Consider the following 19,771-nt stretch of genomic DNA (forward strand, 5'->3'; position numbering starts at 1 on the left):
GGTTTATGGCTGAAGTTCCCAACATCGCCCCGGCATTGCCGGAAATCTTCCTTGCGCTGGCGGCCATGTCCTTGCTGATGCTGGGGGTGTTCCAAAAAGCGACCACGCCTGACGGTATCGTGCGTGCCTCGCGCCTGACGTCGGGGTTGGGCGTTTTGACGCTGTTTTTGGCCCTGCTTTTGGTGTTCACGGTTTCGGGTGACACGCGCATCGCGTTCGACGGGATGTTCGTGTCCGACCCGTTCGCGACCTTCGCCAAGGTTTTGATCTTGATCGCCTCGACGCTGTCGTTGATCTTGGCGCAGGACTGGCTGGAACGCCGGGGGGCTCACCGTTTCGAATTCGCCATTTTGGTGGTGTTCGCGACGCTTGGCATGATGATGATGGTGTCGGCGGGCAACCTGTTGTCGCTGTACATGGGCTTGGAACTGCAGTCGCTGTCGCTGTATGTGCTGGCGGCGTTTCATCGCGACGACAGCCGGTCGACCGAAGCGGGCTTGAAGTATTTCGTGCTGGGGGCGTTGGCGTCGGGCTTTTTGCTTTACGGCGCGTCGTTGGTTTACGGCTTCACCGGAACCACGGATTTCGACACCATCGCCACGACCATCGCGGCGCAAGAACATGCGCCCATCGGCTTGGTGATTGGTTTGGTGTTCGTCATGGCGGGGCTGGCGTTCAAGGTTTCCGCGGTGCCGTTCCACATGTGGACGCCGGACGTCTACGAAGGCGCGCCGACCCCGGTTACGGCGTTTTTCGCCGTCGCGCCGAAAGTCGCCGCCCTGGCGCTGCTGCTGCGCGTCATGGTCGGTCCGTTCGGATCGATGGTCGCGGAATGGCATCAGGTCGTGGTGGTGATTTCGGTGCTGTCGATGGCGATCGGCGCGTTCGCCGCGATTGTGCAGATGAACATCAAGCGCATGATGGCGTACAGCTCCATCGGCCACGTCGGCTATGCGCTGATTGGCCTGGCGGTCGGTAACGAAGCGGGCGTCACGGGCGTTCTGGTGTATCTGGCGATTTACGTGTTCATGAACATCGGCACCTTCGCGTGCATCATGGCGATGCGTCGCGGCGAACGGCACGTGGAAAACATCTTCGAGCTGGGCGGCTTGGCCAAGACCCATCCGGGCATGGCAGCGGTTTTGGCCGTGTTCATGTTCTCGATGGCCGGTATTCCGCCGCTGGCTGGCTTCTTCGGCAAGTTCTACATCTTCCTCGCCGCGATCGATGCGCAGCTTTACACGCTGGCGATCATCGGTGTGTTGGCGAGCGTTGTGTCGGCATATTATTACCTGCGCATCATCAAGATCATGTATTTCGACGATGCCGGGATCGAGCCGCTGGAAAGCCCGTTGCCACGCTCCATCACCGGGGTGTTGGCGGTGACCGGCGCCGTGGTGATCTTGTTCTTCCTGGCTCCGGCCCCGATCATCAACTTGGCGGGTGCGGCAGCAGCCTCGCTGTTCTAAGACACCGACCATGACAACCGCATCGAGCCTCCAGCTCCCAAGCCCCTATGTGCTTGTGGAGCTGGAGTGCGTCGACAGCACCAATGCCGAGGCCAAGCGCTTGGCCGAGCAGGGCGCGCCCGATTTAACCTTGGTGTGGGCCAAGCGCCAGACCGCGGGGCGCGGACGACGGGGCCGCGAATGGGTCTCGGTCGAAGGCAATCTCTATTTTTCGATTATTTTGCGCATGCCGTATGCGATGCGGGTCATGACGCAGTTGAGCTTCGTCGCCGCCAACGCGGTGGCCGACGCGGTCCAGGTGGTATGCCCCAGCGGCACCTTCGTCAACGTCAAATGGCCTAACGACGTGCTGGTCGAAGGAGCTAAAATCTCCGGTATCTTGATGGAAGCACAACCCGCTTTCGAAGCCGATCAGTTCGAGTGGCTGGTGTTGGGCATCGGCGTCAACGTCGCCACCCATCCGGTGGTCGAAGACGGCGGCTTTCCCGCCACATCCTTGGCAGCGCAAGGGGTGTTGGGCGAGGGGCTGGACGTCGCCTTGTTGCTCGACACCTTGGCGAAACGCTTTTTGGCCGGTGTGGCGACGTGGCGCAATTTGGGCTTCGGCCCGATCCGCCGCCATTGGCTGGCGCGTGCGCGCGGCGTCGGCGGGCCGGTGACGGTGCGCCTGCCCAACGAAACCCTGGAAGGGATTTTCGGTGCTTTGGACGAAGACGGCGCACTGGTGTTGCATCGCGACGGCCATCCCAACCGCCTGATCACCGCAGGCGACGTGTTCATTCCGAGCATCCCCCGCGAACTCTAGTTTTTTTGCAGGTGCGAAATGGATTGGCGCGCGGGGGCATGAATGGTAGATATGCATCATGTTATTAGCGATTGATTCCGGCAACACCAACACGGTCTTCGCGGTCTTTACCGACGACGGCGAAATCAAAGGCGAGTGGCGCGCCAGCACCACCGCGACGCGCACGTCCGATGAATACGGTGTGTGGCTGTTGCGTTTGATGGAACTTGAAAGCATCCATCCCGCCGACATCACCGACGCGATCATTGCCACCGTGGTGCCCGCAACGCTCTACAACCTCAAAAGCTTGTGCGAAAAGTATTTTCAGACCACGGCGCTGGTGGTAGGGGAAGCGGGCGTCGACCTGGGCGTCGAGATCAAGATCGAAAACGCCCACGAGGTCGGCGCGGACCGTCTGGTTAACGCCGTTGCTGCCAATGCCAAGTACGGCGGGCCGCTGATTTGCATCGATTTCGGTACCGCGACCACCTTCGACGTGATCGACCACGACGGCAACTACGCCGGTGGGGTGATCGCGCCGGGCATCAATTTGTCGTTGGAAGCCCTGCACATGGCGGCGGCGAAATTGCCCCGCGTGGCGGTCGAACGCCCCGCCAAAGTGATCGGCACCGGCACCGTATCGGCAATGCAGTCGGGGATCTATTGGGGATATGTGTCGATGATCGAAGGCATGGTGGCGCGCATTCGCGAGGAATTCCGCGCCGACATGGACGTGGTCGCCACCGGCGGATTGGCGCAGATGTTTTCCGACGCGACCCGCATCATCAATTGGACCGATAAGGACCTGACGCTCAGGGGCCTCTATCTGATCCACAAAAGAAACAAAGGTTAGGTCTATGGCCGACGAAGAACTTCTGTTCCTGCCGCTCGGCGGCGCCGGCGAGATCGGTATGAACCTCAACCTCTACGGATACGGCAAGCCGGGCAAGCCGACCTGGATGATGGTCGACCTCGGCATCACATTTGGCGACGGCACCCACCCGGGCGTCGATGTCATCATGCCCGACCCGGCCTACATCGAAAAACACAAGGAAGACTTGGCGGGCATCGTGCTCACCCATGCCCACGAAGACCATCTGGGCGCGGTGCCGTATCTGTGGGAACGCTTCGGCTGTCCCATCTATGCGACTCCGTTCACGGTTTCGATCGTGCAACGCAAGTTGGCGGAAGTGAACTTGTTGGACATCGTGCCGATCGTCGAAGTGTCGCTTAATGGCACCTTCCAGGTGGGCCCGTTCGAAATCGACTTGATCACGCTGACCCATTCGATCCCCGAACCCAACGGCATGGCGATCCGCACGCCCCTGGGCACGGTTCTGCACACCGGCGACTGGAAGCTCGATCCCGATCCGGTGATCGGCGAGCCCTATGACATGCCCGCGCTGCGCAAACTGGGCGACGACGGGGTGTTGGCTATCGTATGCGATAGCACCAACGTTTTCACCAAAGGCACCAGCGGGTCCGAGGGCGATATCTTCGAGAGCATGAAGCAAGTCGTCGAAGGGTGCGAGGGGCGGGTGGTGGTGACGTGCTTTGCGTCCAACGTGGCGCGTCTGGACACCATTTCGCGGGTCGCCAAGGCGGTCGGTCGCGATGTGGTTCTGGCTGGGCGGTCGTTTTGGCGGATGATCGACGCGGCCAAGGAAAACGGCTACCTGCAGGATGCGCCGACGTTTTTGGATGAGGACTATTTCGGCGACATCCCCAAAGACAAAGTCCTGCTGATTTGCACCGGTTCACAAGGCGAGCCGCGCGCCGCGTTGTCGCGCATCGCCGCCGACGAACATCCGCGCATCTACCTCAATGAAAACGACACGGTGATTTTTTCGTCGCGCCAAATCCCCGGCAACGAAGTGTCGATCGGGCGATTGCAAAACCGTCTGGTGCGGCGCGGCATCAACATCGTCACCGACAAGGACGAGTTCGTGCACGTGTCGGGCCATCCGGCCCGCGATGAACTGCTGGAAATGTATCAGGCGGTGAAGCCGCAAATTTCGATCCCCGTGCACGGCGAAATCCGCCATTTGACCGAACACGCCAAACTGGCGCGGTCCGCCCAGGTCAAGGAAGCCATCGTCAATGAAAACGGCGGCATGATTCGCATCGCGCCGGGACCGGCGTGCGTCATCGAACAGGTGCCTTCGGGACGGCTGGCCTTGGAAGGCGGCCGCGTGGTGCCGCTGGACGGCGAACTGGTGCGCGGCCGCGCCCGCGCGCTGTGGAACGGCAGTGCCACCATCACCATGGTCATCGACAAGGTCGGCAACGTGAAGGGCGACCCGATTTTGACCACCCATGGTCTGCTTGAACCCGACGATTGCGATTTTGAAGACGACATCCTCGACGCCGCCGAGGATGCGGTCGAGCGGTTGTCGAAAAAGGATCTGCGCAAGGACGACATCGTCGCCGAAGCCGTGCGCATGGCGGTGCGCCGATACTGCCGTGCAACCTTCAACAAAAACGCGGTCACCACCGTTCACTTGGTCCGGGTGTGACGCGTACAGACAGGAGACCTCCCCATGATCGGTAATCTCAATCACGTCGCCATTGCCGTGCCGGATCTGGCAGCCGCCACCGCTAAATATCGCGACCAACTGGGCGCCACGGTGTCCGAACCGCAAGACGAACCCGATCACGGCGTGCGGGTGGTGTTCGTGCAATTGCCCAACACCAAGATCGAGCTGTTGGAACCGCTCGGCGATAACTCGCCGATCAACGGCTTTTTGGCCAAGAACCCGGACGGCGGCATCCATCACTTGTGCTTCGAAGTCGACGACATCGACGCCGCCAGCGCCAAGCTGAGCGCCGACGGGGTGCGCATCCTGGGCGGCGGCGAGCCGAAAATCGGCGCGCACGGCAAGCCAGTTTTGTTCCTGCATCCGAAAGATTTTTGCGCTACCCTGATCGAGTTGGAGCAAGCCTGACGTCTTTCTCCAACCTGATGGGAGGAAAAGATGAGCGAACAACAACACCAAACCGGCGAAACGCCGCAAAAAATCGTCATAACCGGCGAAAGCCAGATCACGATCAACAAAAAATGGGTCGCCATTATCGTCGCGATCGTGGTCGTGTTTACGCTGGGCGTCGGCTGGATGTATCAAGTCACCGCGACGGCGCGCCCGGCGACTGCACACACAGGCGGGTATTGAACGCATGACCCATTCTCATGACGCAAAGCCCGCGCAACGCCTGCAACAGGCGCGGGTGGTGAAAATCGACCGCAAGGTGGCTATGTGGGTGGTGTTTTGCGCTTCGATGATCGCCTTGGTGAGCTTTTCGCTGTTGTTCATTCATGCCGCGTATCGCAACAGTTGGTGGTGAAATGAACTGGTACTGCAAATCCGCCGCCGACCATCCCATCCACGGCCCGTATCACGACAGTGAATACGGCTTTCCCGGCAAAGACGACCGGGCGTTGTTCGAGTTGCTGTGCCTGGAAATTTTCCAAGCGGGCTTGTCGTGGGAACTGGTGCTGAAAAAACGCCCGGGCATGGTGGCGGCGTTCGACGGTTTCGACATCGACACGGTCGCGGCCTATGGCGAGCAGGATGTCGAACGCTTGCTCAATGATGCCGGGATCATTCGCAACCGGCTCAAAATCACCTCGATCATTCACAATGCCGGCGTGGTGCAAGGCCTGCGCGCCACGCACGATGGCTTCGCCAATTGGCTGGCGGCGCATCACCCGCAGGATTTGGGCGCGTGGGTGAAGTTGTTTAAAAAGACCTTCAAATTCACCGGACCAGAAGTGGTTAACGAATTTCTCATGAGCACCGGCTATCTTGATGGGGCACATGCCGAGGACTGCCCGGTTTATCGGGCCGTTCTGAACAGAAATCCACCCTGGCTGCAAGCGAAGAGTTCCGATTAAACAATAACTTAGATTGATATGAACCGTTTATTGACCGCCGCCATTCTCGTCATTAGTTGTGCGCCCGCGTTGGCCCAGCAAGGCGAGCCGCAAGAGGCCAAGACCGTTACCCACATGTCGGTCAGTTTGGACGATTGTCGGCGTTTGCTGCGCCATGAGGCTCGCGACGACGTGACTTACAAGGCCGGTGTCGATGTTCACGGCAACGCGGTCGCACCCGCCGACATTCAACCGCTCGGCGCGATCAAGGTTCCCGATGAAATCGTCATCGATTTCGGTCTCGATCTGGCGGGGCGCTATGGCTTCGGTGCGGCGGCGTTGTTCGACGTCACAGCGGGCATCGCCACCATTCAATACGATCTGGCCAGCGGTACGTTGACGTTCAACGGCAAGGAACTGCTGCAAGACGATCAACGCGCCATCGAGCGCGCCTGTAAATTGCGCCTACAAAACGACGATGGGGCACAATAGGGCCTCATTTTGCGATTATACCTTTTCACCGTTGCGCCGCGTCTTGCCTCGCTTTGGGGCTTCCCCTAAAGTCGCGGGACATTTCAAGGCTAGACCCAATAAGGAATTGTGATACCGATGTTTTCCGCGTTCGAGTGGATGATGGCCGTGCGATACCTCCGTGCCCGCAGGCAAGAGGGTTTCGTTTCCGTGATCGCCTGGTTTTCCTTGTTGGGCATAGCCATCGGCGTCGCCACCCTGATCATCGTGATGAGCGTCATGAACGGTTTTCGCGCCGAGTTGATGAACCGCATTTTGGGCCTCAATGGGCACGTCAATATCTACGCCCCGATCGGCCAGATGACCGACTACGACGCCAAGGCCGTTCTGGTCGCCAAAGTGCCGGGGGTGGTCAGCGCCACGCCGTTGATCGAAGGTCAGGTCATGGCCACCCACAACGGCCAAGCGCGCGGTCTGGTGCTGCGCGGCATCAAATCCACCGACCTGATGGCGCGCGACATCATCGCCGGCAATATCCAAGCGGGCAGCCTCGATGCGTTCGGCCCCGACGACAGCATCATTCTCGGCGCGCAATTGGCGCAGCGCCTGGGCGTGCGGGTGGGCGACAAGGTCACCATCATTTCGCCCAACGGCCAAGCCACCGCGTTCGGCACCGTACCGCGCATGCGTGCGTTCGAGGTGGTGGCGACGTTCTCCATCGGCATGTTCGAATACGACAGCGGCTTCGCTTACATACCGCTGCACGCCGCGCAGGTGTATTTCCAGATGAAGGACAGCGTCAACAATCTCGAAGTGTTCGTTAACGATCCCGGCGACACCCGCGGTATCGGCAACGACATCAAGCGCGCGCTCGACGATCAGGCGCGGGTGTTCGATTGGCAAAAGACCAACGCCAGCTTTTTCAACGCCATTCAGGTCGAACGCAATGTGATGTTTTTGATTTTGACCCTGATCATCGTGGTCGCGGCGTTCAACATCATTTCCAGCCTGATCATGTTGGTCAAGGATAAGGGGCGCGACATCGCCATCTTGCGCACCATGGGGGCGACGCGCGGCATGATCATGCGGGTGTTCTTCCTCGCCGGCGCCAGCATCGGCGTGATAGGCACACTGGGCGGCTTTGCGTTGGGGCTGTGGTTTTCACTCAACATCGAAAGCATCCGCCAGTGGATCCAATCTGTGACCGGAACCGAGCTGTTCGCCGCTGAAATCTATTTCCTGTCCCAATTGCCCGCCAAGGTCGATCCGACGGAAGTTCTGTCCACGGTGTTGATGGGGCTGGGCTTGTCGTTCCTCGCCACCATTTATCCATCCTGGCGCGCCGCGCGTTTGGACCCGGCGGAGGCGCTGCGCTATGAATAAGCCGCAAAACCCGGTCCTGCACCTGAACGATATCAAGCGTCATTTCGGTTCCGGGCACACCGCGCTTCACGTCCTCAAAGGTGCGGAATTGACGGTCAATGCGGGCGAAATCGTCGCTCTGGTCGGGCCCAGCGGTTCCGGCAAATCGACCTTGCTGCAAATCGCCGGATTGCTGGAAAAACCCAACTCGGGCGAAATTCACATTGCCGGCGAGGCGTGTTCGCAACTGGGCGACGACCGGCGCACGGAAATCCGCCGCAAGCATTTGGGTTTCGTCTATCAGTATCACCACTTGCTGCCGGAATTTTCGGCCTTGGAAAACATCGTCATTCCGCAAATCATCGCCGGTCTCAGCAAAAGCGAGGCCCGCCAACGCGCCGCGCAATTGCTGGAGATGTTGGGCCTGAAGGATCGCGCCAGCCATCGCCCGGCCAAGCTTTCGGGCGGCGAGCAGCAACGCGTCGCCATCGGCCGGGCGTTGGCCAACGCGCCGACGTTGCTGCTGGCGGACGAGCCGACCGGAAACCTAGACCCCGAAACGGCAAACGACGTCTTCAACATGTTGTTGAACCTCACCCGCCAGACCGGTTTGACCGCGCTGATCGCGACCCACAACCCCGATCTGGCCGCACGCATGGACCGCACCGTACGTGTCGATGACGGTCATCTGCGCGAGGTCTAAATTCATCTGCGCGTCACACAATCCTTGATATGTTGCTTTGCCTTTCCCACGTTTTCAAACGTGACAACGCCTTGATTTGTCTGAGGTTACGAGAAGGACTGACGCAATGAACCCCGAACCGCAAGTGCCCGCGACCACGACCCGCCTTGAAAACATGCCGATCTCGTTTTTTGCCGTGGTGATGGGCCTGTGCGGCCTGACCTTGGCGTGGGAAAAGGCCGAGCAGGTGATGATCATGCCGTTCATGGTCAGCCCCTATCACGCCGCGATTACAGCAGTGGTGTTCGTTTTGCTGTTGGGTGGTTACCTCGCCAAGTACGTTTTGCATCGCGATGCGGTGTTCAAGGAACTACGCCATCCGGTGCGGTTGAGCTTCTTTCCCGCCATTTCGATCAGCTTGCTATTGATCTCCGTGGTCGCCTATCCGTTCGACCCGCAAATCTCCAAAATTCTGTGGCTGGTGGGGGCCGGTTTGCATCTGCTGCTAACGCTGTTCGTCTTGGCGTCGTGGATCAACCACACCCATTTTGAAATCCAGCACATGAACCCGTCTTGGTTCATTCCCATCGTGGGCAATATCGTCGCGCCGCTCGGCGGCGTTCAGCACGGGTTTATCGATGCCTCGTGGTTCTTCTTTTCCGTCGGCTTGGTGTTTTGGCTGGTGCTGAAGGTGATCGTGTTCTACCGCATCATCTTTCACAATCCGTTGCCCGACAAACTGCTGCCGACGTTCTTTATTTTGATCGCGCCGCCGGCGGTGGGTTTCCTGTCGTACGTCAAATTGAGCGGCGGGATCGATGCGTTCGCGACGGTTTTGTTCCACACCGCACTGTTTTTGACGCTGATGATCTCAACCCAGATGATGAAATTCGCGCGGTTGCAATTCTTCTTGTCGTGGTGGGCCTATTCGTTCCCGCTGGCGGCGATGACCGTCGCGGCATTCGTCATGGCAGAGGCGACGGGTAAGGACTGGTTCCAGGTTGTGGCTGTGGGACTGTTCATCATCCTGAATATGGTTTTGGCGCTGCTGGCGGCGCGCACCATCGAAGCAATGTTGCGCAACCGCATATGCGTGGTCGAAGATTGATTCTTCGCCGCACTCGGGCTTAAGGTATCTCTGGCGTCGGTGGGCTGACCACCGACGCCATATCTTTTGCCCACCCCAACACCCCTGGGACACCATGAGCCAATCCAACGATCACGTATTCAGCGATGCGGAGCGCCATGCCTTGTACCGCACCATTTATTCGCGCCGCGACGTACGCGGTCAGTTCACGTCGGAACCCATCGACGAAGATCTGCTCGCGCGGATCTTGATGGCTGCACACCACGCGCCGTCGGTGGGCTTCATGCAGCCGTGGAGCTTCATCGTTGTGCGCGCCGAGGAAACCAAGCGTAAGGTCCATGCTCTGTTCGAAAAGGCCCATGCCGAGGCGACCCTGATGTTCGAAGGTGAAAAGCGCGAAACGTATCGCAATCTCAAGCTTCAAGGCATTCTCGAAGCGCCCATCAACCTGTGCATCACCTGCGACAAGGACCGCGCCGGTCCGGTAGTATTGGGCCGCACCCACATCCCGGAAATGGACCTCTACAGCACGGTGTGCGCGGTTCAAAACTTGTGGCTGGCGGCGCGCTCAGAAGGGCTGGGCATGGGCTGGGTGAGCATCTTAGACCAACAGCGCTTGAAAGAGGTTTTGGCGATCCCTGAAAATGTTCAGCCGGTGGCGTATTTGTGCCTGGGCCATGTGTCACATTTCAACGACAAACCGGAACTGGAAACATCTGGCTGGCGCAAACGCTTGCCCGCCCACGAGTTGACCCATTTCGAAGCTTTTGGCGAAAGCGCCGACGACACCTACGCCACCACATTGCTAGACCGCCTGCAGGCTGAGCAGGCGCGCATTGAAAAGGGCGATTTCTAAGTCGTCGGCACGGTAGGTGTGGCGGGTGAAGCAGGGGAGGCAGACGCCACCTGTTGCGGCTGTTGTATCGGCTTGGCGGATGGCGGCTGTTTGCTGCCTGCCTCGTCGTCGTGTTGGTTCGCGGTGGCGTCGGGCGAAGGGCTCAGTGAAGGCTGGTCGTCGGTCGGTGTTTCGATGCGGCGTGTGATCACGTTGATGATGCGTTCCAGCGCGGTGAAAAAGATCTCGACGCTGTAGCCGGAAATGAACGCCAGCGCCCAGGGCGTGAACGCGCCGAGGAAGCTGATGGAGGTCAGCGGGGTGAATTGTTCCGCCGGGGGCGTCAACGAACCGTCACCCGCCGATATGATCACCAACCATCCCATGCACACACCGGAGATCACGCCCAGAATGATCTGTGTGCGGATGGCGTAGAGCCGGTTGGCGGTCAACGACACCGTATCTATGTCCGCCGACAGGCTGCGCAGTGCCTGGGTCATGGAGCCCAGCAACGCAAACAGCGCCACCAAAACATAGTTGGCTATGACTTCCAAAGTCAGCTGGGCGCGGGTGAATTCGATGCGCCGCTCGCCCACAGTGTCGAGTTTGACGTCACCGGCCTCGGTACGCGGTCCCTTTGCGTTGATTTTCAGATCGTAGGGCGGAAACAAGGCGGCAACCTGACGGTTCCACCACCACAGGCGCACGTACGAAACATCGTCCCATGAGCCACTTTGCGCATGACGTCTTTCGATCTTTTCCAGTTTGGCCAATGCATCTGCTGCAGCGACTGTTTTCGTGTCCTTGAGAGATGAACTGATTTGTCGGGCATCCAGCAATTGGTCGGTGCTGCTCAGATAGCCTCTGTGGACCTCGTAGGCGTCGTTGTAAATGGCCATGCCGATGGCCCATTCGACCTGCAACGACAATAGTGACAGCAGCGAAATCACGGCCACCGTCAGGTATCGCCGCAAGACGCGCTCAGCCGGGGTGCTGCTGGCGAACATCCGGCTCAACCAACTTAGCTGCGCGTCAACGCCATTGCCGGGCTTGGAGAAACGGATGCTTTCGACCGTCACCGGCTTGACCCGGTCCATGATGGCGGAAAAGGCGTTCCACAGTTGCTCTTGTTCCGGGGCGTCGAGGGGGATGCCCCGCGCCATCTTGTCGTGCGAGGCGATGATCGGACCGGTGATGGCGTGTTCGAGATGCATGCCATGGCGTGCTGCGAAATCCAACAAGGCGTGGGCGTCCGCGATGGCGTCACGCAGTCGTTGGCCGTTCTTGGTGTCAGATTCCGTTTGCGGTTCGTTGTGCGACGCCTGCTCGGGCGCCGGTGCAGGGGCAGCGCTTGGTGGCACGGTTGGTGATGGGGGTGGCGTTGGGGCAGGCGATACGGGCGGCGTTTGCTGTGGCATCGTTTCAGGCATGAGCACCCCCTCTTAATAGCTCCCTTTTATGACGGCGCGCGCAAGCCGTTGTGAAATGAAAGGCGTACTTATCCAAAAGGGATGAGGAGGTTATTCGTGGCGAAGCGCGTCGATGGGGTGAAGCTCCGTCAGGCGTTGGTTGAGATAGCGAAGTCAGCGTATCGCTCTGGGCGTTACAGAATGAATCATTCATGTGTAACGCGATGTTACTGGGCCGACGGTTTGGCGTATGATTCAAGTGGCGTTGGGGATAACTTTTAAGTGGGCAGAATCGGCGCGGGTGTGGTTTGATTTGTCCCATGTCTCACGCCGATTTCGTCCATTTGCGCGTTCACAGCGCGTATTCCCTGTCCGAAGGTGCAATCCGCATCAAGGATCTGATGGGCTTGTGCAAAGACCACAAGATGCCCGCCGTCGCCGTGACCGACACCAACAACCTTTTCGGCGCGTTGGAATTTTCGCTGTATGCCGGCGACAGCGGGGTGCAGCCGATCATCGGCGGACAAATCGCGGTCAGTCGCGAAGGCGGCGAAAATCCGTCCATGGGACGCACCGTCAGCGTCCAGCAACCCGACAAGGTGGTGCTGCTGGTGCAAAACGACACCGGCTATCGCAATATCCTGAAATTGCTGTCCACCGCCTATATGGAAAGCGACAACGTCGAAGATCCGCAGGTCACCCTGGACGATTTGGAAACGTATTCCGACGGTTTGATCCTGCTGACCGGCGGTGTTCACGGCCCGGTGGGGCGCTTGATGGTGGGCGGCCAATTCGATCACGCCGAGGCATGCTTGGACCGTCTCGCCAAAGCGTACCCGGGGCGCCTTTATGTCGAATTGCAACGCCACGGCCTCAAGGAGGAAGCGCAGATCGAGGCGCGCCTGATCGATTGGGCCTATGAAAAGAACCTGCCGTTGGTCGCCACCAACGAAGCGTTCTTTCCCGGCCGCGATATGTTCGAGGCTCATGACGCGCTGATTTGCATCGCCGAAAGCGCGTATGTCAGCCAAGACCAGCGCCGCCGCCTGACCCCGGACCATTATTTCAAGTCGCCCGAGGAAATGAAGGTGCTGTTCGCCGACGTGCCCGAGGCCATAGCCAACACATTGGTCATCGCCCAGCGCTGCGCCTTCAAGGTGCCGCGGGTCGACCCGATCTTGCCGCCGTTCGATTGCGGCGAAGGGCGCAGCGAAGAAGACGAACTGCGCGCCCAGGCCCACGAAGGTTTGGACATGCGTCTGCAAACCCAGGTCTTCACCCCCGAGATGTCCGAAGCTGACAAGAAGGCCAAGGACCGCGAATACCGCGAACGCTTGGAATTCGAGCTTGGCGTGATCGTGCAGATGGGCTTTCCCGGTTACTTCCTGATCGTGGCCGACTTCATCAAATGGGCCAAGGATCACGGCATTCCCGTCGGTCCCGGCCGTGGTTCGGGCGCGGGTTCGGTGGTGGCGTGGGTGCTGACCATCACCGATTTGGACCCGTTGCGCTTCGGTCTGCTGTTCGAACGCTTCTTGAACCCCGAACGCGTGTCCATGCCCGACTTCGACATCGACTTTTGCCAAGATCGCCGCGACGAGGTGATCCGCTACGTGCAAGACAAATACGGCCGCGATCACGTGGCCCAGATCATCACCTTCGGTAAGTTACAGGCCCGCGCGGTGTTGCGTGACGTCGGCCGGGTGTTGGAAATGCCCTACGGCCAAGTGGACCGCATCTGCAAAATGGTGCCCAACGACCCCGGCAAGGCGATGACGGTGCCCGAAGCGGTCGAGGCCGAACCCGAACTCAAGCGCATGATCCGTGAAGAACACGAAGTCGCGCGCCTGATCGAGATCGCCAAGCCGCTGGAAGGGCTCTTCCGCCACGCCTCGACCCACGCGGCAGGCGTGGTGATCGGCGACCGGCCGCTCGATCAGTTGGTGCCGCTCTATCGCGATCCACGTTCCGACATGCCGGTAACCGGCTTCAACATGAAGTTCGTCGAACAAGCGGGGCTGGTGAAGTTCGACTTCTTGGGCCTAAAAACCCTGACGGTGCTGTCCACGGCGGTGAAGTTCGCGCTTGAGGGCGGTCACACAATCGACCTCACCACCGCACCGTTGGATGACGGTCCGTCGTTCGAACTGTTGCAGCGCGCCGAAACTCAAGGCGTGTTCCAGTTGGAATCTGCGGGCATGAAAGACCAGCTGCGCCAGATGCGCCCGACCACGTTCGAGGACATCATCGCTATCGTGGCGCTGTATCGTCCCGGTCCGATGGAAAATATTCCAAGCTATATTCGCCGTAAACACGGCGAGGAAGAGCCCGATTACCTGTATCCTACCCTGGAGCCGATCCTCAAGGAAACCTTCGGCATCATGATCTATCAGGAACAGGTCATGCAGATCGCTCAGGTGCTGTCGGGCTATACGCTGGGCGGCGCGGATTTGCTGCGCCGCGCCATGGGTAAAAAGATCCAGGCGGAAATGGACGCCCAGCGCAAGCTGTTCGTCGACGGCGCCGAAGCGCGCGGCGTGCCGCCCGAAAAGGCCGATCAGATCTTCGATCAGGTCAACAAGTTCGCCGGTTACGGCTTCAACAAATCGCACGCCGCCGCATATGCCTTGGTGGCCTATCACACCGCCTACATGAAGGCCAATTTCCCTTACGAGTTCATGGCCGCGTCGATGACGCTGGATTTGGGCAACACCGACAAGCTCAACGCCTACCGCCAGGAACTCGACCGCATGGGGGTGAAGCTCTTGTCGCCCGACATCAACGCGTCGGAAACCTATTTCAAGGTCGAACGCGACAAGGATGGCAAGCCCACGGCCATTCGCTACGCGTTGGCGGCGCTTAAAAACGTCGGCGAAGCGGCCATGGCCAGCATCATCGAAGAACGCGAAAAGAACGGTCCGTTCAAGGACCTGGAAGACTTCGCCGGGCGTCTCGATACCCATCAGGTCAACAAGCGCCAGATGGAAAATATGATCCGTTCGGGCACTTTCGACAGCCTCAACCGCAACCGCAAGCAGTTGCACCAAGGCATCGAGGCGATCATGGGCGAGGCCTCGGCCCAGCAGTCGGAACGCGAAAGCAATCAGATCGGGCTGTTTGGTGGCGGCGATCAGCCCAAACAGACCATTCGCTTGCCCGACGTGTCCGATTGGCCGCCGATGGAACGCCTGCGCGAAGAGTTCGATGCCATCGGTTTTTATCTCAGCGCCCATCCGCTCGACAGCTACGGCAAAAGCCTGCAGCGCCTCGACGTGGTGCCGTATTCAAAGGTTTTGGCGCGCGGCCAGGCGGGCAACTTCACTTTGGCCGGCACCGTGGTCAGCAAAAAGGAACGCATCAGCCAAAAGGGCAACAAATACGCTTTCGTGACCTTCTCCGACGCGTCGGGGTCGTACGAAGTGACGATGTTTTCCGAAACGTTGGCGGCTGCAGGGGATTTGCTGGAACCGGGCACCGCGGTGTTGATCAAGGCCACCGCGCAATTCGAGGGCGAAACCGTGCGCATGACCGCGCAGTCGGTGCGCGGTCTGGACAAGATGGCGGCGCAGACCTCTGCGGGGCTGCGCATCACCATCACCAACGAAAAGCCGATTGCGGACCTTCAACAAGCCGTCAATGACGCCAAACCGGGGCGGGGGCTGGTGCAGATTCTGGTGCGCACGCCGCACCATGAAACCCGCGTCGATCTCAAGCAAAAGCCGATTTCCGTGACACCGGAACTGCTTCACACGGTCTATTCCATACCCGGCATCGCCGAGGTGATGGAAATTTAGGCCGCTAAGGCCAAACCGCCGATCAAAACAATCAAAAACAGTCCGCAAATCTTACAGTTGCGGACGAACAGTTCGTTTTGGCGGATCAGGCGTCCTTGGTGATAGCGCATGAAAATCTCTCCTGCGCACCATTATAGAGGGAACCCGCCAAAGGGGGAGCAAAAAGCGGCGCGTCGTTGCCGCTGGGAATCCGGTGGGGTTTTAGGCGATCGCCAGGTCCACGGCGGCCGGCAAATCGACCCAGAACTCGCTGCCGTGGTCGGGGGTCGAGCGGTAGCCCAATTCGCCCTCCATATTCGTCAAGAACCTTTTGACGATGGTGAGACCGACACCGCCGCCATCAATCGATGAGTTTTCGAACGCCAGGCGCTCGAATGGTTCCAAGATCTGCCCGGGATGATCCTCGATGAACCCTGCGCCGGTGTCTTGGATGGTGATCCTGACCTTGTTTTGATCGTGCAAAATGGTCGATTTGATGATCACCCGGCCGTTGTCGCGATTGTATTTCACGGCATTGCTCAACAAGTTGAAAAATACCTTTTGCAAATGATCTTTGTTGGCGTGCACGCGTGGCATGTGCACCGCATTCACTTCGTTGACGATTGAGATGTGTTTGGACTTCGCCAGCGCCTCTACGCTTTCTATGCTGGATTTCAACGCCTGTTGTAAATTGGTCGAACTCAACTGGATGGGGATGGTGTTCGAATCCAGTGTCGACAACGTCAGAACCTCATCGATCAGCGCAAGCAGGGTCTGGCTGCTTTTCACGATCGCGGCAATATGCCGCTTGGCGTCCTCGGACGAGGTTTGGGCATTGGGCATGTTCAAGATCTGGGCATAGCCGATGATGGCGTTGAGCGGCGTGCGCAATTCATGGCTCATGGCGGATAGGAAACGCGATTTGGCCTGGCTGGCGCTTTCAGCGCGATCCTTGGCCGTTCGCAGTTCCTGGGTCTGTGCTTCCACGAGCACATGAAGCTGTTCGTTGAAATTTTTCAGAATTTCTTCATCGCGGTCACGGCTTTTGTTCATATCCTCCAGACGCTGGGCCATGGTGTTGAACAATGCCGCCAATTCGCTCAGCTCATCAGTGCCGCTTTCATCGATCCGCGCCGTCAGATCGTACAAGCTGATGTCTTTGACGGCTGCGTTCAGCGTCTGGATGCGATTGATGATTTTGCGCGTCATGACCAGACCGGCGAACAGGACCAGTGTGAACAAAAGGCCGAAAACCACCCAAACGGCTTGCTGCGATTGGCGGAGCGTCGTGTTGAGGGTTGCGATGCGCTCGCGCAGTTCGTCGCTTTCGTAATCGAGGGCGGCATCGATACGCGCCAGGAACTCGTTTTCTACCGTTTTGAAATCGCTCAGATAATTTTTCATCTGAGTTTGCGTCATCGGCTCTTGGGCGGCGTTCATTTCGTTGACGTGTTTGAAAAAAGACGACGTGGAACGGGTCAGGGCGCCGCTGAGCAGCAAGATGTCGTCGCGGCTTTTGGTTTCATCTGGAAAATAGGCATCGATGTAGCTGCTGTATTCAGACAGCACGTCTCGCATATGAGCGACATGCACTTCATACTCTTTTTGTATGGAGCGATCCAATGCGACGGTGGGGGTGGATTGGTTCAGCAACGCTTGGAGAACGTTTTCATTGACGAAAAACGCGATCGCAGAACCGGCGTGGCGGATTTCGTGAAGCTGCTTGGTCACGATCAGCGTTTGGTCCGTGATCTCCTCGATGCGATTTTCGACGCCTCGCGAGCTATAGGTCGACGTTCCCAGAAGGGCCAGCGTGCCCACCAGAATGGCGACGAAAAGCGCGATGAACTGGGTCGAAATTTTGCGGTTGAACATATTTGTTTCTTGCTTACACCCTGAGGTTCCGGATCACGTTTCTTGATCAATTATTGACCGAACAGGCGTCGACATAAACCAGAATTGCGAAAATAGCCAACTTGTGGCGCGATTTGTGCGGTGGTGGACGGTGAAAACCCCTTGCATTGTAGCCGATGTGGGCGTAGAAACCGCCCACACGTTCCATGAGGGGACGTGATTTCGCACGTGGACGTGCGGCGCCGGCGCAAATTCGTCGGATTGTCGCTCCGGTGTCTCTGACCCAAAACACAAGGGGGGAGACAAGTGTCCGCGGAGGCTTAACCGGAATAGGAATACAAAAATGGCAATGCCAACCTTTACCATGCGCCAGCTCTTGGAAGCCGGCGTGCACTTTGGTCACAACACCCGCCGCTGGAACCCGAAAATGGCGCCGTACCTGTTTGGTGCGCGCAACAAGGTTCACATCATCGATCTCGGCCAGACCGCACCGCTGCTGGGTCGCGCCATGGAAGCCGTGCGCGACGCCGTCGCCGGTGGTGGCCGTGTGCTGTTCGTCGGTACCAAGCGTCAAGCCGCAGACAAAATCGCCGAAACCGCCCGCAACTGCGGTCAGTATTTCGTCAACCACCGCTGGCTCGGCGGCATGATGACCAACTGGAACACCATTTCCGGTTCCATTAAGCGCCTGCGCGAACTCGACGCTCAGCTCGGCGATCCGTCGCGCAGCGAAGGCCTGACCAAGAAAGAACTGCTGCAGTTGACCCGCGAACGCGACAAGCTGGAACTGGCGCTCGGCGGCATCAAGGACATGGGCGGTCTGCCCGACATCATGGTCGTGATCGACACCAACAAGGAAGCCAACGCCATCGCCGAAGCCAACAAGCTGGGCATCCCCGTTGTGGCTGTGTTGGACAGCAACTCCGACCCGCGTGGCGTTGATTACCCGATCCCGGGCAACGACGACGCGATCCGCGCCATCACCACCTACTGCGAACTGATTTCCGGCGCTGTGCTGGACGGCATTCAGGCAGAAGTGGTCAAGAGCGGCGGCGATCTGGGCGAAGCCGTCGAGCCGATCGCTGAAGTGCTGCCGGTTGAGGAAAGCGAAGCTGTCGTCGAAGCTGCTCCGGCCGCTGAAGAAGCCGCTTCCTCCGAGGAAGCATCTGCGTAAAATTTCTGTCATAGCAATATGCTAAGACAACATCTTAAAGGAGATATTTAAGATGGCTGCTATTACTGCTGCTTTGGTTAAAGACCTGCGCGAGAAATCCGGCGCGGGCATGATGGACTGCAAAAAGGCCTTGAGCGAAACCGATGGCGACATCGATGCCGCCATTGACTGGCTGCGCACCAAGGGTCTTGCCGCCGCCGCCAAAAAGGCCGGTCGCATCGCCGCCGAAGGTCTTGTCGGCGTTGCCGTCGAAGGCAACACCGGCGCCGTGGTCGAAGTGAACTCCGAAACCGACTTCGTGTCGCGTAACGACCAGTTCCAGTCTTTCGTGTCCACCGTCGCCAAGCTGGCCTTGACGTCGAACGGCGATCTCGATGCGCTGAACGCCATGGATTATCCGGGCACCGGGCGCACCGTTGCGGATGAACTGACCCACTTGATCTCGACCATCGGTGAAAACATGAACATCCGCCGCGTGCAGGTGCTCAGCGTCGATGGTGGCGAAGTGGCTTCCTACATGCACGGCGCAATCGCCGATGGCCTGGGCAAAATCGGCGTTCTGGTCGCCGCAACCGGCGCAGATGCCGCGAGCTTCGGCAAACAGGTTGCGATGCATGTCGCCGCCGTCAACCCGGCATCGCTGTCGCGCGACGACCTCGATCCGGAATTGCTGGAACGCGAAAAGCAGGTTCTCACCGAACAGGCTCGTGAATCCGGCAAGCCCGAAGAAATCATCGAAAAGATGATTGTCGGCCGCATTTCGAAGTACTTTGCCGAAGTCTGCCTTTTGGAACAGACCTTCGTGATCGACGGCGAAAGCAAGGTCGGCAAAGCCGCCGAAGCCGCTGGTGTCGACATCAAAGGTTTCGTCCGCTTCGGTCTCGGCGAAGGCATCGAAAAGAAGCAAGAAGACTTCGCAGCCGAAGTGGCTGCAGTCGCGGGCGTCTAATACACGTCGCTTCGAAATAGAATGCAAAGCGGGGGCTTCCTATACAGGAAG

At 58.9% G+C, this 19,771-nt stretch carries 18 protein-coding genes; 16 read left to right on the plus strand and 2 right to left on the minus strand.

The annotated features are described in order from the left end of the window. The first annotated feature begins 5 nt into the window (after positions 1 to 5). The 13 genes from nuoN to bluB all read left to right on the plus strand — a co-directional run bounded on the left by nuoN (position 6) and on the right by bluB (position 10,582). Positions 6 to 1,469: an NADH-quinone oxidoreductase subunit NuoN gene (gene nuoN, locus VIN96_RS08285; RefSeq protein WP_331895339.1), complete on the plus strand. Its 1,464-nt coding sequence runs from the start codon at positions 6 to 8 to the stop codon at positions 1,467 to 1,469. Between the two features lie 10 nt (positions 1,470 to 1,479). Continuing rightward, complete coding sequence (locus VIN96_RS08290) at positions 1,480 to 2,274, plus strand: biotin--[acetyl-CoA-carboxylase] ligase (RefSeq protein ID WP_331895340.1); 795 nt, start codon at positions 1,480 to 1,482, stop codon at positions 2,272 to 2,274. Between the two features lie 58 nt (positions 2,275 to 2,332). Next, positions 2,333 to 3,106 (plus strand): type III pantothenate kinase, encoded by a 774-nt coding sequence (locus VIN96_RS08295; RefSeq protein ID WP_331895342.1) that lies wholly within the window; start codon positions 2,333 to 2,335, stop codon positions 3,104 to 3,106. 4 nt (positions 3,107 to 3,110) lie between these two features. Then, positions 3,111 to 4,769 (plus strand): ribonuclease J, encoded by a 1,659-nt coding sequence (locus tag VIN96_RS08300; protein WP_331895344.1) that lies wholly within the window; start codon positions 3,111 to 3,113, stop codon positions 4,767 to 4,769. Positions 4,770 to 4,793: 24 nt separating this feature from the next. Beyond that, positions 4,794 to 5,198, plus strand: coding sequence for a methylmalonyl-CoA epimerase (mce, locus tag VIN96_RS08305; RefSeq protein WP_331895345.1), 405 nt, complete (start codon positions 4,794 to 4,796; stop codon positions 5,196 to 5,198). Between the two features lie 30 nt (positions 5,199 to 5,228). Continuing rightward, positions 5,229 to 5,423, plus strand: coding sequence for a hypothetical protein (locus VIN96_RS08310; RefSeq protein WP_331895346.1), 195 nt, complete (start codon positions 5,229 to 5,231; stop codon positions 5,421 to 5,423). Between the two features lie 4 nt (positions 5,424 to 5,427). Further along, positions 5,428 to 5,595: a hypothetical protein gene (locus VIN96_RS08315; RefSeq protein WP_331895347.1), complete on the plus strand. Its 168-nt coding sequence runs from the start codon at positions 5,428 to 5,430 to the stop codon at positions 5,593 to 5,595. 1 nt (position 5,596) lies between these two features. Next, positions 5,597 to 6,145 carry a DNA-3-methyladenine glycosylase I gene (locus VIN96_RS08320; protein WP_331895381.1) on the plus strand — a complete coding sequence of 183 codons (549 nt, stop codon included), beginning with the start codon at positions 5,597 to 5,599 and terminating at the stop codon, positions 6,143 to 6,145. A gap of 18 nt (positions 6,146 to 6,163) precedes the next feature. Then, a complete protein-coding gene (locus VIN96_RS08325; protein ID WP_331895348.1) occupies positions 6,164 to 6,616 on the plus strand; it encodes a hypothetical protein in 453 nt (150 codons plus the stop codon). 117 nt (positions 6,617 to 6,733) lie between these two features. Next, a complete protein-coding gene (locus tag VIN96_RS08330; protein ID WP_331895350.1) occupies positions 6,734 to 7,978 on the plus strand; it encodes a lipoprotein-releasing ABC transporter permease subunit in 1,245 nt (414 codons plus the stop codon). Beyond that, entirely contained in the window at positions 7,971 to 8,660 is a 690-nt protein-coding gene (locus VIN96_RS08335; protein ID WP_331895352.1) for an ABC transporter ATP-binding protein, read from the plus strand. Before VIN96_RS08330 ends, VIN96_RS08335 begins: the two co-directional genes overlap by 8 nt. A gap of 106 nt (positions 8,661 to 8,766) precedes the next feature. Continuing rightward, entirely contained in the window at positions 8,767 to 9,747 is a 981-nt protein-coding gene (locus tag VIN96_RS08340; protein ID WP_331895354.1) for an SLAC1 anion channel family protein, read from the plus strand. A 94-nt stretch (positions 9,748 to 9,841) separates the two neighbouring features. Then, complete coding sequence (gene bluB, locus VIN96_RS08345) at positions 9,842 to 10,582, plus strand: 5,6-dimethylbenzimidazole synthase (RefSeq protein WP_331895356.1); 741 nt, start codon at positions 9,842 to 9,844, stop codon at positions 10,580 to 10,582. Here the strand turns inward: bluB and VIN96_RS08350 are convergent. Beyond that, entirely contained in the window at positions 10,579 to 11,991 is a 1,413-nt protein-coding gene (locus tag VIN96_RS08350; protein ID WP_331895358.1) for a hypothetical protein, read from the minus strand. The genes bluB and VIN96_RS08350 overlap by 4 nt on opposite strands. A gap of 299 nt (positions 11,992 to 12,290) precedes the next feature. Here VIN96_RS08350 and dnaE point away from each other — a divergent pair, with 299 nt between their 5' ends. Then, positions 12,291 to 15,764 (plus strand): DNA polymerase III subunit alpha, encoded by a 3,474-nt coding sequence (dnaE, locus tag VIN96_RS08355; protein WP_331895360.1) that lies wholly within the window; start codon positions 12,291 to 12,293, stop codon positions 15,762 to 15,764. Between the two features lie 201 nt (positions 15,765 to 15,965). Here the strand turns inward: dnaE and VIN96_RS08360 are convergent, their stop codons facing one another. After that, on the minus strand, positions 15,966 to 17,618 hold the full coding sequence (locus VIN96_RS08360) for an ATP-binding protein (RefSeq protein ID WP_331895361.1): 1,653 nt from the start codon (positions 17,616 to 17,618) through the stop codon (positions 15,966 to 15,968). Positions 17,619 to 17,940: 322 nt separating this feature from the next. Between VIN96_RS08360 and rpsB the strand changes: the two genes are divergently transcribed. Next, a complete protein-coding gene (rpsB, locus tag VIN96_RS08365) occupies positions 17,941 to 18,771 on the plus strand; it encodes a 30S ribosomal protein S2 (protein ID WP_331895363.1) in 831 nt (276 codons plus the stop codon). Positions 18,772 to 18,823: 52 nt separating this feature from the next. After that, positions 18,824 to 19,720, plus strand: a complete 897-nt coding sequence (gene tsf / locus VIN96_RS08370; protein ID WP_331895365.1) for a translation elongation factor Ts — start codon at positions 18,824 to 18,826, stop codon at positions 19,718 to 19,720. Positions 19,721 to 19,771 lie beyond the last annotated feature (51 nt).

The sequence above is a fragment of the Magnetovibrio sp. genome (genome assembly GCF_036568125.1).
Lineage (GTDB): Bacteria > Pseudomonadota > Alphaproteobacteria > Rhodospirillales > Magnetovibrionaceae > Magnetovibrio.